We start from the raw sequence: 11877 nt of genomic DNA, 5'->3' as shown, positions 1-11877 counted from the left end.
CGGACGCCGGGATCATCCCGCCTTGGCGGCCCTGACGGCCAATAAGGCGGTGAACAGCCGCTGCTTGTCGGCCTCACTGAGGTTGTTCTGATCAATAGCCTGAATAAAATGACTGCGCGCACTCTCCGTCAGCGCCCCGGTTTTTAATTCCTGAGCCAGTCGCTGCAAAATTCGGCTGCTGAGCTCGGCAATTTGCGGCCGCACCTGTTCCAACGGCCGTGGCTGCCAGCCGCTTTCCGGCTGCGCCAGCCAGTCCGCGCGGTAACGGTATTGAATCGCCTTGGCGGCGTCCATTTGCGCGATGATAAACGGTCGAACCGAAAGCGGATCCAGCCCTAAGCGCCCCGCCTCTGCCTGCGTGCTTGCCAGTACCTTTGCCTCCTGCGCCAAATCCTCGATCGGCAAATGCTGCTGCGCCTTATAGCCAGCAACGTCTTTCATATAACCCAGACGCTGATTGACCAGTTCACCCAGTGCCGTCCCTCCGTTGGCCAAAGCGGAAAAACTGACCAGGCAGCAGGCAATCAATAACATCCTGAACATCACAATTTCCTTATGCACCAAAATTACAGGAAAAGAGTTCACCACGATCCCCCGTTGCAGGCAAATAAAAAGCCCCACCGAAGCGGGGCCTTAAAGCAGAGTCAGCGGGAATCAATCAAACACGCCGTTGATCACCGAGGCAACCAGTGCGGTACTCAACGCCACCAGCACCAGATCGTTACCGGCAATGCGCCACTCATAGCCTGGATAATAAGGCAGATCGTGCAGCATGGAGGATGGCACCATTTTTTTGGCGATGCCCGGAGGTAGAGGCTTGCCGCGCGCCAGATTTTTGGCGATCCCCGGTGGCAAAGAACGGTAGCCGGTCAGACCGTAGTTCAAGGCCAGAGAACGTGCACGCTCATGAGAAATACTGACGGAAACCAAGCCGCGGTCGCCATCGTTATCTTTGGCTTTATTGCCATGCTTGCCATTGTTGCCGTTATTACCATGATTGCCGCTGTTACCATGGCCGTTACCCCCGCCGTTACCGTTGCCGCCTTTATCGGCCAGCGCCGGTGCGGATGACAGCCCCAGAGAAACAATCAGCGCCAATACGGTGAAAGTAGTACGATGTTTGCTCATTTTGTTACTTCCTGCATGGGTTATTACCTTCACTATAGGCGCAATTCTCCGCACAAAGCATGAGGAAAACTCTGAGAGTTAGATGCCATACAGAGATCGGCATCAGGCCAAATGACAAAATATTATCCCAGCGCAAAACTATTCGAAAAAACCGAATTTCGGCCTAAGATTTTTCTTGCAGCGAAATAAGCCATGCAGTAGTTTGGCTAAGTCACAAAAAGAGTTAGCCCGCTCTTTTTCGTCGCACCTCAAATCATCTTTTTATCATCCAAAGTGATAATACTGAACCCTTCCCGCCTCTCCGTGCGGGATTCTTTTTTGCAGCTGAATCGACATTGCATGCACCACGACAGTGCTTTTTGTTGAGATTTGGTTGCCAATACTTTAAATTCGGCGTCTGAGAAACCTTTACCTCCCACGGTGGCCAGTTGGCAACGGGTGGGCGTTCAGGAGCAAAAGACATGCAAATGACCCTCATGGAATACATCACGCAGCACTTTAATGGCGATCTTCACCGCTACGCGCAATCCGAAGGCGTTAGCCGTGAACAAATCATCAATTGGATCGATAATGAATGCCACGTAATCAAAGGACGATTATTTATGCCGGTGCGGCATCTGCCCGGTGAACAAGCGCAGTGATGACGAAAAAAAACCCCGCCAAAGCGGGGTTTTCTGTTTCTGATACCACGGAAAATCAGAAGTTATAACCGGCCACGATGTAGTAACCCCAGCCAGTAGATTTGATTGGCCCCTGAGGAGTGCCGATATCCACGCCGTCCTGCCACTGGCCGCCGTTATGGAAGTAACGGGCTACGAACGAGTAGTGCCAGTGATCGTAGTTCAACGCCAGAATATGGCTGGAAGCGATAGAGTTGCTGGTACGCGCCTGACGACCGTTCACGGTGAAGTCGTCTTTGCCCAGATCGGAACCAAAGTCAAAGTTGGTGAAACCGATGTAGCTCAGATTGCCGCCCCACACCTGGGTCAACGGCACAAAGTATTTCACTTTGAAGCGGTAACCGTCCCAGCTGTTTTCGTTGGCAGCCTGGTAGTTTTCCCACTGGTATTTGGCATAGATGTTCATCGACAGGCTCATTGGCAAGCCGGTGTCGATGTCGGTACCCAGACCCATATACCAGGTGTTCTGACGGCCGTCGGCGTTGTGGCCCAGGTCATAGATGTAGTTGTTGGCGAAGTACCACTCTTTGAACGGGCCAAAGCTCAGATCGGTGCCGGTCAGTTTGTCGATGGAGAAGCGAGGCTCGATTTCCATAAACATCGGAGAACCTTTGTCCCAGATACCACGGTCAGGGGTGTTGCCCACGCCGAAGAATTTAGGCACGTCGATGTAGCCATAGAAGTCGAACCAATCTTTTTTGGCGAAGGCTTCATATTCCAGGTACAGATCGTTGTTCAACTGAGGTCCGAAACGGGTGTGGTAACTGCCCACCACGTTAACGCTTTGGTGCCACCAATCCGAGACGTATTGGCTGTCTTTGCTATCAGCCATTGAAGATGCACTGTAAGACGCTGCGAGCAGTACACCTGCTGCGAGAGCTATTTTTTTCATTTTATTACCACATGCTTAAAGGGCCATTTCCTGCCCGTTAGAAAAGATGACAATGAGTCTGACGACACCTGGCGTTGCCTCTGCTTACAAACTCTCGGGCGACGCGCGCATTATAGAAATCACTGGGTGTAAGAATCTGTGATCCAGTTATGCATTTCGCGAATAGGTAATCGATTGCGTTCACATTTGTCAAATTATGTTTCATGCAAATTCACGATCGCTGTGATTTTTGTCATGCCCGGTGATTTTTAAAGCATTTTTTGTGCCAATTGTAACCAGTTGATTACCGTTCTCATGACTGTGGCAAAACGCAAGATATCGGGATGTTACCTAAGCGGATGCAGAAAATAGATTTCCCAGCGGTCGGCTGGCTGCAGCAGGGGTTTGTCCGCCGGATTGTCATCCCACCAGCGGACTATCGAAAATTCAGGTTAATTAAGGGATGGCAATAAGGCAGGCGGGACTAGTCTAGAAGACTTCTCAATACGCGCTGTAGGAATGGCTTTTTCTTACGAGTGATCGGATTGCCATCATATTTTTCCTGAGACTGTTTATTGAAGCGGCCGTACGGCAACACATTGCGATACTGCTCCAGCGTATAACCGGCTTGCAAGGCTTCATGATAGTACTGCTCGAACAGTTCCCGTAGATCGTCGCGGTAGTGACGATAAATTTTTCCATCAAACCAGTGCTGGCGATTTTCAGCTTTTAGCCGCGGCAATGAGTAGTGGTGAGAGAACTGGCTTCCCATATCTGAATAATGTATCGCTTTCAGCGATTCCACAGGCAGATCATCGCCATCTAAGTTGCTGTACTCCGGTTTCAGCGGTGCAACAAACTCCGGGTGTTGCTCAAAAAATTGTTGCATTTTTTTATGGCCCAGGCGATCGCCTCGCAACTGTTCGAGTGAAGGCAAGAAACGTGCAGCCGCTTCACAATCCCACAGCATTTCACCCAGACGTAAATCCTTGCCAGTACCCGCAGCCAGTATGGCGGTACCCTCTTCCATCGGATGATGCCAAATTTCAGCGATATCACTGAGATAAAGCACGTCAGCATCAGAATAGAAAGCACGCCCCTGAAAATTACAATAAGCGGGAATTCCCCAACGAAAAGCGGAAAAAGGCGTTGCCCAGCATTCGGTCGTCCAGCCTTCGCCCTCACCATTCGAGAACCAAAAGCTGGCAGGATCCCGTGATAGCTGCATCCATACGATTTGAACGGGTATCGAAGCATGTTTACGCAGGCTGTACTCCAGAACCATCATCTGTTCCAGATCGCAATCATTGGGGTCGCAGCCGATAAAAACGCGCGCGATATCCGCAGGGTGAGTCATAACAATAATATCCCTATTTGGAGCTTCATCATTTCCATGATGTTACCAACAACTTTCGGAGCATTCTAATGGCAAATGAGATTTTTATCATTTGCCGGAATAAGAAATAACCAACATCCATATTTATCAGTCGATTATAGTGAATAATAAAAAAATTCTCAGAAAAAGCCCTGTGTGAGGGCAATTATACAGAGTTCGTGGAAAGCACTTAGTTTACCGAAGGCAGTGCTTTGGCAATATTTTCCTGGCGGAAAACCACCTCCTGCCCCGGAGCTATCTCCCACTCTTTGGGCGGGATATCCACTTTAGGTGCGGCGGCGATGACCGAGCCAAAAATCAGTTTGCCTTCCCGGCGTAAAATACTGACATCAAGCTGGTATTCGTGACGTAAATTGGCGGTGGTCAGGCGCACGGTATCACCGCGCATAAAACGTTCGTCGTCAATCACTGGCTGCTGAATGAATTGAATATCGTCTCTCATTTTTTATGTTCCTTCAGGCAGAATCGCTAGTTAAATTCTAGTTCAACATTGGGCGACAGGCAGATAATTTCCGTTAATTTCCTCGGGTTGCCCGCCAACAGATCAACGAACCTGCCGTGACCATCACCACACCCTGCCAAAAATTGGCGGTCAGTGCAGTATTCAGCACCAGCGCGGCAAACACCGCCGACAGCACCGGAGTAAAGTAAGACGCCGTCGCCAACAGCGTCATATTGCCGCGCAATATACCCACGTTCCACGCCGCATAGCCTGCTCCCATTGCCATGCCCGCGCATAGCAACGTCAGGGTTACCGGCAACGTGAATTGCATACCGCTTTCGCTGCTGAATGCATATTTCAACCACAGTGCCACGGCGGTCAGCGTAATGAACAACACCACGCCGTTATGGCCCTGGGCAATTTTCTTGGTCAGATTGCAATACAGCGCCCAAATAACCGCGCCGCCAAAAGCCAACGAATAACTCAGCGGATTGCTGCGCACGTTTTCCAGCATTTGCGCCGGCGACCAGCCGCCCTCGCCGCTCATGACCCAGCCAATGCCGAACAAGGACAGCAACAGCCCCGGCAGCAGCCACCACTTGGCTTTTTGCCCATTAAACACCAGGGCCATCAGAACGGTGAAACAGGGCCACAAGTAGTTGATCATTCCCACTTCAATCGCTTGCAGACGGGTATTGGCATAGCCCAAAGACAACGACAGGCAGATTTCATAGCTGACAAACAGCAGGCTGCCGAGGAGCAGGTAGGGGCGTGGGAACAGGCGTAAATTCGGCATGCGCAGCGCCAACAGCAAAAATACCGCGCTGACGCTGTAGATCATTGCGGCCCCGCCAATCGGCCCCAGCCCTTCGCTGACGCTGCGTATCAGGCCAACCACGCTGCTCCACAGCAGGATCGCCAACAGACCGAGCAAGGTGGCTTTATATTGGGCGGGCAGAGAAGACATGAAAGCGTTCCAATCAGTTATTTTTTATCAGGATTTTCACTCTACTGCCCGGTGATAAAAAAAGAAAGGCGGGAAAGCCCGCCTCGGAGTACCTATCGTTTCCTGGTGGGCGCGCTGCATGCTGCGCCCTATTGCATAATCAATGAGTTGAATCGGGGCGAAGATGGCCGCCCCCCTACCGATTTACCCCTGGATGGGTTCATCAACCGCCTTGGCCTTATTGCTGCGGCTGCCGTTCAAACTGCGGCGGCGGCTGACGGAAACGCCGGGTGAGATATACCAGGTAGGCAAAACCCAGCCCGGCCCAGATCAGCCCCATGGTCAGCGAGCTTTTTTCCAGGTTAAGCCACAGCACGCCAACCGTTAACGCCCCCACCAACGGCAGGAACAGGTAGTTAAATCGGTCCTTCCAGCTTTTGTTGCGCCCCTCGCGAATGTAGAAATGGCTGATCACCGACAGGTTAACGAAGGTGAAGGCCACCAGCGCACCGAAGTTGATCAGCGCGGTCGCGGTGACCAGATCGAAAGACAGCGCCGACAGCGCCACCAGCCCAACCAACAACACGTTCAATGAGGGGGTGCGCCATTTCGGGTGGATATAGCCGAAATACTTTTCCGGAAACACGTTGTCGCGCCCCATCACGTACAGCAGTCGCGAAACGCTGGCGTGCGAGGCCAGCCCCGATGCCAGGGTATTGATAAAGGTAATACAGAGGAAAATTGACTGGAACAGCTTGCCGCCCACGTACAGCGCGATTTCCGGTAGCGCCGCGTCCGGTTGATGGAAGCGCTGAATAGACGGGAAGAACAGCTGAATAAAGAAGGAAACGCTGATGAAGATTACCCCACCGTACAGCGCAGTCAGGAAGATGGCCTTCGGGATCACCTTGGCGGCATCGGGCGTTTCCTCACACAGGGTGGTGACCGCGTCGAAGCCGAGAAACGAAAAGCACAAAATAGTGGCGCCGGTGATAATCGGCAGCAAATGCGCATTCTCATTGATGAAGGGTTGCAGACTCCACACCGTCCCCAGTCCTTCACCGTTATGCAAGCCGCGCACGACCAGGAAGATAAACACCACGATGATCGCTATCTGGGCCAAAACAAACAGGGTGTTAAAGTTAGCCACCAAATTGACGCTTTTCAGGTTGATGGCGGTAATGATGATCACAAAGCCTACCACCCACACCCACGGCGGCACCTCGGGGAACAGCGCGGTCAGATAAATCTTTGCCAACAGGGTGTTGATCATCGGCAGGAACAGGTAGTCGAGCAACGAGGACCACCCCACCAAAAAACCGACGTGCGGGTTAATGGCCTTTTGCGCATAGGTATAGGCGGAACCGGCGGTCGGAAACTTGCGAACCAACTTGCCGTAGCTGATGGCGGTAAACAACACGCCGGCCAGCGCCAACAGATAAGCGGCCGGGACGTGGCCGTCGGTCAGGCCGGAGACAATGCCGAAGGTGTCAAACACCGTCATGGGCGTCAGGTAAGCCAACCCCATCATCACCACTTGCCACAGCTTCAGGCTTTTACGCAGTTGCGGCTTGGCCGCCTCATTAACCTCGATCGCATTAATCGCCATGGCGTTTCCCCCCTTTGTCCTCTGCTGGTAACCGTTTAACGTCATTCAGAGAGGCCGCGGGGAAACTGCTGCTCAGGCGGCGGAAGGGACGATGCAAAGACAAAAAAACGCGGCCAGCTGAAGGCCCATATTTACTGCGGCACAGGCAACCGCCCGCGCAGGTTGATGGAACAGTTATGGCTGTCATGGTTCTTTCCTCGCCGGCGTCCTGTACGCCAAGTAGAAGAAATGCTTTACCGCTGCGCGCAGCTTCGCAGGCCACAGGATAGCCGGCGGAATGCGCCAGACGCGCGCGGTATCATCGAGGATGAGCGGGTTCAGGCGTTTTTCAGCATCCACTCGATTTCGGTATCGGTGATCAGGCGCTCAAACTGCACCAGCTCATCCGTTTTACAGGCCAGATAAACATGGCTGAACCTTTCACCCAGCAGCGCATTCAACACCGGCTGATGCTCGAATTCATACAGTGCATCGCTCTGGCGGATAGGGAATGGCAGTCCGTCCTGCTCCAGCCCGTTGCCGGTTACCGGCTCTTGCAGCGGCAGCGGTGTTTCCAGCCCGTAGACGATGCCCGCCAGGATGGTCGCCATCACCAGATAAGGGTTGGCATCGGCACCGGCCACACGGTATTCCACGCGGTGGCTATCGCGGTCGCCGCAAGGGATACGCAGTGCCACTGTGCGGTTGTTATGGCCCCAGGATGCCTGAGTCGGCACGTACATGCCCGGTTGGAAGCGGCGGTAGGCGTTAACGTTCGGCGCCAACAGCGCAATAGAAGAAGGCATCAGGGCGATCATTCCCGCCAGAGCCTGTTTCAACAATGCAGAGTCTTCGCCGTCATCATCGGCGAGGACATTGTTGCCCTGGCGGTCCAGCATGCTGATATGCACGTGCATGCCACTGCCGGCGTGCTCTTCATACGGCTTGGCCATGAAGGTAGCCTGCATGTTGTGTTTTTCTGCCACCATGCGGATCAGGCGTTTCAACGCCAGCGCATGGTCGCAGGCCTGCAGCACGTTGTCGGTATGGTGCAGATTGACTTCAAACTGACCGGGCGAGGCTTCGGCCACCGCACCGTCTGCCGGCAGCCCCTGCAGGCGTGCCAGTTCGTCTATCTCACTTAGCACGTCGGCAAAGTTGTTAAGGTTGTCTACCGAATAGACCTGGCTTTGGGTGTTACGCTCCTGCGTACCCGGCGCACACGGCGGCTGCAGATACCCTTCCGAATCACGCTGACGATCGATGAGATAGAACTCCAACTCTACCGCTACTACGGGGGATAGCCCGCGCTGACGCAAACGCTGCCACACTCGGTTCAGCACATTGCGCGGTTCAACGTCAAAGGGAGTACCATCTTCATCCAGCATGGTGAGCAGTACCTGGCCGATATATTGTGGATCCGCCGCCGACGGCGTTAGCGTGCCCAACACCGGTACACAGATGTGGTCCGGCTCACCGAGCTCTTGCCCCAATCCGGCCTCTTCAACCACGTTGCCAAGAATATCCATCGCAAACACCGACGCCGGGAAGTAACAGCCCTTCTCCAGTTTGCTCAGCCCGCCAACCGGTATCCGTTTGCCGCGGAAGCTGCCGTTAAGGTCGGTCAACAGAACGTCAACGTGCTGAGTTAATGGATAACGTTCCAGATACTTCTTCACTTCACGTTGGAACGCGCTACTTCGCTTTTCTTCGTGGTGCTGAACAAAGTTTTCCACTTCTACTATGTTGGTCTGCATGATTCACCCGCCATGTATGTTTTTGTCTGTGGTTCTCACACTTATTGCCGTCGATGTTTTTTGACCATCTTGCTCAATATAATGTCCACCAATGAAACATAGATGCAACAAAATTGTTTTGCAAGTGTTACTTTTAGTTTGAATATTGCCCATCTCACTGCTAGATTTATAAAATATTGAACGGAAACGGCAGTGGAGAAGCTTATCGTTCATAATTTCGAACATACCAAGGGGACAGTATGGGCAATATATTTAACAGACCAGTGGTCGGCGTAGTGATGTGCAGGTATAGGTTAAACGGGCACCTCACTCAGACCTTGCAAGAAAAGTACCTAAATGCCGTTATCGCTGCGGGCGGGTTGCCGATAGCCCTGCCACACGCGCTGGCAGAACCGAAACTGCTCGAAGAGTTACTGCCACAACTCGATGGCATTCTGTTGCCAGGCAGCCCCAGTAATGTGCAGCCGCACCTTTATGGTGAAAACGGCGATGAGCCTGACGCCGATCCCGGGCGAGACGAATTGAGCCTGGCGCTGATCCGCCACTCGCTCGACAGGCGCATTCCCCTTTTCGCCATTTGCCGTGGCATGCAGGAAATGGTGGTCGCCACCCAGGGTACCCTGCACCGCCGGCTGTATGAACTGCCCGAACTGCTGGAACACCGTGAAGATCACGACCTGCCGCTCGAACAGCAATATGCCCCTGCCCACGAAGTCATCGTTCAGGAAGGGGGCCTACTCTCGCAACTGATACCGGATTGCAACAGATTCTGGGTGAACTCACTGCATGGCCAGGGCGCGAAGACGCTGGGATCCAGCGTACGTATCGAAGCTCACGCCGCCGACGGGTTGGTAGAAGCCATCAGCCTGCGCGATCAGCCCTTTGCGCTGGGCGTGCAATGGCACCCGGAATGGAACAGCGAGGAATATGCCCTGTCACGCCTGCTGTTTGAAGGTTTCATTAGCGCCTGCCGGAACTATCAAAAGGAAAAACGCCCATGAGCGATGTCAGCTTGGCACCGGGCAAACGTCTGTCGCAAATCCGCCAGCAATTGGGATTATCGCAGCGCCGCGCGGCCGAACTGTCTGGGTTAACTCACAGCGCCATCAGCACCATCGAACAGGACAAGGTCAGTCCGGCCATCAGCACCTTACAAAAGCTGCTGACGGTGTACGGGCTGTCCCTGTCGGCATTTTTCGCCGAACCGGAGAAGCCGGCCGAGCCACGGATTGTTATCGACTACCAGGATCTGATCGAGATTGGCAGCCAGGGGGTTTCTATGAAACTGATCCACAACGGCGATCCTAATCGCACCCTGGCGATGATGATCGAAACCTATGAGCCGGGTACCACCACCGGTGAACGCATCAAGCATCAGGGGGAAGAGATCGGCACCCTGCTGGAAGGCGAAGTCGTGCTGCAGGTCAACGGGCAGGCTTATCCCCTGCTGGCCGGCCAGAGCTACGCTATCAACACCGGCATTCCCCACAGTTTCAGCAACACGTCGGCGCGGATTTGCCGGATTATCAGCGCCCATACGCCGACGACATTCTGATCAACGGAGCAAGGTATGGACTTCCACCACCTGCAGTATTGGCAACACCGGGCGCAAGCCCTGAATATTGAGAACCGACTGTTTATCAATGGCCGCTATCAGCAGGCGGCCGAAGGCGAAACCTTTGCCGTGGAGGATCCTGCCGGTCAGCGAGAGCTGACTCAGGTGGCCCGGGGAAGCAGCGTAGATATTGACCTGGCGGTCAGCGCCGCCCGCGAGGTGTTTGAGCGGGGCGACTGGTCGCGCGCGGCCCCGTCGCAACGCAAGGCGACGCTGCTCAAGCTGGCGACATTGATGGAACAACACCACGAAGAGCTGGCGCTGCTGGAAACGCTGGACACCGGCAAACCGATTCGACACAGCCTGCGTGATGATGTGCCCGGTGCTATTCGTTGCCTGCGTTGGTATGCCGAAGCGATCGATAAGGTTTATGGCGAAATCGCCCCTACCGGCAGCGATGCGCTGGCGTTAATCGAACGCGAACCCATTGGCGTGGTCGGCGCCATAGTGCCGTGGAATTTCCCGTTATTGCTCGCCTGCTGGAAGCTCGGCCCGGCGTTGGCCACCGGCAACAGCGTGATCCTCAAACCTTCAGAGAAATCGCCACTGAGCGCGGTCTATCTGGGGCAACTGGCGCAGCAGGCCGGGCTGCCGGACGGCGTGCTGAATATCGTTCCCGGTTATGGTCACGATGCCGGTAAAGCGCTGGCGCTGCATAACGACGTCGACGCACTGACCTTCACCGGTTCAACCCAGGTTGCCAAACAACTGATGATCTATGCCGGCCAATCCAATATGAAACGGGTCTGGCTGGAAGCCGGCGGCAAAAGCGCCAATATCATCTTTGCCGACTGCCCGGATCTGGATAAGGCCGCACAAAGCGCCACCGCCGGGATTTTTTATAACCAGGGACAAGTGTGCATCGCCGGTACTCGGCTGTTGGTGGAAGAGAGCATACAGCAAGAATTTTTACAGGCGTTGCGCCGCCATGCAGCAGCCTTTGCACCAGGCAATCCGCTCGATCCGGCGACGGTGATGGGCACGCTGATTGATCAGGGCCACTGCGAGAAAGTGGCCGACTATATCGAACAGGGTTTGACTCAGGGCGCTGCGCTGTTCCTCGACGGTCGCGATCATCCGCAAGGTGAACACGGCGGTTATCTCGGCCCAACCATTCTCACCCAGGTAGACAACGCCATGAGCGTGGCGCGCGACGAAATCTTCGGCCCGGTATTGGCGGTCACTTCGTTTAGCGGCGAGCAGCAGGCCATGCAGTTGGCTAACGACAGCGACTACGGCCTGGGGGCTGCAATCTGGACCCGCGACCTGTCCCGTGCCCATCGTTTGGCGCGTCAGCTAAAAGCCGGCACGGTGTTCGTCAATAACTACAACGACGGGGACATGACCGTTCCTTTCGGTGGCTACAAGCAAAGCGGTAACGGCCGCGACAAGTCACTGCACGCACTGGACAAATTCACCGAGCTGAAAACCACCTGGATTTCATTGGAATAAGG

At 54.2% G+C, this 11877-nt stretch carries 12 protein-coding genes; 4 read left to right on the top strand and 8 right to left on the bottom strand.

Annotated features, from left to right (window positions below):
* Positions 1-12: 12 nt before the first annotated feature.
* Positions 13-543: a chorismate mutase gene (locus tag AAZT04_RS06140; RefSeq protein WP_048762641.1), complete on the bottom strand. Its 531-nt coding sequence runs from the start codon at positions 541-543 to the stop codon at positions 13-15.
* Between the two features lie 111 nt (positions 544-654).
* The gene (locus AAZT04_RS06135) at positions 655-1128 is read right to left on the bottom strand and encodes an anti-virulence regulator CigR family protein (RefSeq protein WP_048762640.1); all 474 of its coding nucleotides are present in this window, start codon (positions 1126-1128) and stop codon (positions 655-657) included.
* A 461-nt stretch (positions 1129-1589) separates the two neighbouring features.
* Between AAZT04_RS06135 and AAZT04_RS06130 the strand changes: the two genes are divergently transcribed.
* Positions 1590-1769 (top strand): hypothetical protein, encoded by a 180-nt coding sequence (locus tag AAZT04_RS06130; RefSeq protein WP_020826507.1) that lies wholly within the window; start codon positions 1590-1592, stop codon positions 1767-1769.
* Positions 1770-1824: 55 nt separating this feature from the next.
* Here AAZT04_RS06130 and AAZT04_RS06125 read toward each other — a convergent pair whose 3' ends face one another.
* The 6 genes from AAZT04_RS06125 to AAZT04_RS06100 all read right to left on the bottom strand — a co-directional run bounded on the left by AAZT04_RS06125 (position 1825) and on the right by AAZT04_RS06100 (position 8808).
* A complete protein-coding gene (locus tag AAZT04_RS06125) occupies positions 1825-2700 on the bottom strand; it encodes a nucleoside-specific channel-forming protein Tsx (protein WP_041414482.1) in 876 nt (291 codons plus the stop codon).
* A gap of 463 nt (positions 2701-3163) precedes the next feature.
* Positions 3164-4036 (bottom strand): glycosyl transferase, encoded by an 873-nt coding sequence (locus AAZT04_RS06120; RefSeq protein ID WP_434679295.1) that lies wholly within the window; start codon positions 4034-4036, stop codon positions 3164-3166.
* A gap of 208 nt (positions 4037-4244) precedes the next feature.
* On the bottom strand, positions 4245-4517 hold the full coding sequence (locus tag AAZT04_RS06115) for a hypothetical protein (RefSeq protein WP_046373794.1): 273 nt from the start codon (positions 4515-4517) through the stop codon (positions 4245-4247).
* A 73-nt stretch (positions 4518-4590) separates the two neighbouring features.
* Positions 4591-5484: an aromatic amino acid DMT transporter YddG gene (gene yddG, locus AAZT04_RS06110; RefSeq protein WP_261279175.1), complete on the bottom strand. Its 894-nt coding sequence runs from the start codon at positions 5482-5484 to the stop codon at positions 4591-4593.
* A 217-nt stretch (positions 5485-5701) separates the two neighbouring features.
* Positions 5702-7072 carry an APC family permease gene (locus tag AAZT04_RS06105; protein ID WP_020826503.1) on the bottom strand — a complete coding sequence of 457 codons (1371 nt, stop codon included), beginning with the start codon at positions 7070-7072 and terminating at the stop codon, positions 5702-5704.
* A 317-nt stretch (positions 7073-7389) separates the two neighbouring features.
* Positions 7390-8808 (bottom strand): glutamine synthetase family protein, encoded by a 1419-nt coding sequence (locus AAZT04_RS06100; RefSeq protein WP_020826502.1) that lies wholly within the window; start codon positions 8806-8808, stop codon positions 7390-7392.
* Between the two features lie 239 nt (positions 8809-9047).
* Between AAZT04_RS06100 and puuD the strand changes: the two genes are divergently transcribed.
* The 3 genes from puuD to puuC are packed head-to-tail and all read left to right on the top strand — an operon-like array spanning position 9048 to position 11875.
* Positions 9048-9809 (top strand): gamma-glutamyl-gamma-aminobutyrate hydrolase, encoded by a 762-nt coding sequence (gene puuD, locus AAZT04_RS06095; protein WP_041414480.1) that lies wholly within the window; start codon positions 9048-9050, stop codon positions 9807-9809.
* Positions 9806-10363 carry an HTH-type transcriptional regulator PuuR gene (puuR, locus tag AAZT04_RS06090; protein WP_020826500.1) on the top strand — a complete coding sequence of 186 codons (558 nt, stop codon included), beginning with the start codon at positions 9806-9808 and terminating at the stop codon, positions 10361-10363. Before puuD ends, puuR begins: the two co-directional genes overlap by 4 nt.
* 15 nt (positions 10364-10378) lie before the next feature.
* Positions 10379-11875 (top strand): aldehyde dehydrogenase PuuC, encoded by a 1497-nt coding sequence (gene puuC, locus AAZT04_RS06085; protein WP_434679290.1) that lies wholly within the window; start codon positions 10379-10381, stop codon positions 11873-11875.
* The last annotated feature ends 2 nt before the right edge of the window (positions 11876-11877 follow it).

The organism is Serratia sp. Je.1.23.a (genome assembly GCF_051129805.1).
Classification (GTDB): Bacteria; Pseudomonadota; Gammaproteobacteria; order Enterobacterales; family Enterobacteriaceae; genus Serratia; species Serratia liquefaciens.
Note: the sequence above shows the minus strand (reverse complement) of the source record. Positions and strands in the feature narration are given on the sequence as shown.

Excerpts from the sequence above, each read along its gene's own strand:
- AAZT04_RS06135 (WP_048762640.1), bottom strand. The coding sequence starts at position 1,128 with ATGAGCAAACATCGTACTACTTTCACCGTATTGGCGCTGATTGTTTCT.
- yddG (WP_261279175.1), bottom strand. The coding sequence starts at position 5,484 with ATGTCTTCTCTGCCCGCCCAATATAAAGCCACCTTGCTCGGTCTGTTG.
- AAZT04_RS06115 (WP_046373794.1), bottom strand. The coding sequence starts at position 4,517 with ATGAGAGACGATATTCAATTCATTCAGCAGCCAGTGATTGACGACGAA.
- puuD (WP_041414480.1), top strand. The coding sequence starts at position 9,048 with ATGGGCAATATATTTAACAGACCAGTGGTCGGCGTAGTGATGTGCAGG.
- AAZT04_RS06125 (WP_041414482.1), bottom strand. The coding sequence starts at position 2,700 with ATGAAAAAAATAGCTCTCGCAGCAGGTGTACTGCTCGCAGCGTCTTAC.
- AAZT04_RS06120 (WP_434679295.1), bottom strand. The coding sequence starts at position 4,036 with ATGACTCACCCTGCGGATATCGCGCGCGTTTTTATCGGCTGCGACCCC.
- AAZT04_RS06140 (WP_048762641.1), bottom strand. The coding sequence starts at position 543 with ATGTTCAGGATGTTATTGATTGCCTGCTGCCTGGTCAGTTTTTCCGCT.
- AAZT04_RS06100 (WP_020826502.1), bottom strand. The coding sequence starts at position 8,808 with ATGCAGACCAACATAGTAGAAGTGGAAAACTTTGTTCAGCACCACGAA.
- AAZT04_RS06105 (WP_020826503.1), bottom strand. The coding sequence starts at position 7,072 with ATGGCGATTAATGCGATCGAGGTTAATGAGGCGGCCAAGCCGCAACTG.
- AAZT04_RS06130 (WP_020826507.1), top strand. The coding sequence starts at position 1,590 with ATGCAAATGACCCTCATGGAATACATCACGCAGCACTTTAATGGCGAT.
- puuR (WP_020826500.1), top strand. The coding sequence starts at position 9,806 with ATGAGCGATGTCAGCTTGGCACCGGGCAAACGTCTGTCGCAAATCCGC.
- puuC (WP_434679290.1), top strand. The coding sequence starts at position 10,379 with ATGGACTTCCACCACCTGCAGTATTGGCAACACCGGGCGCAAGCCCTG.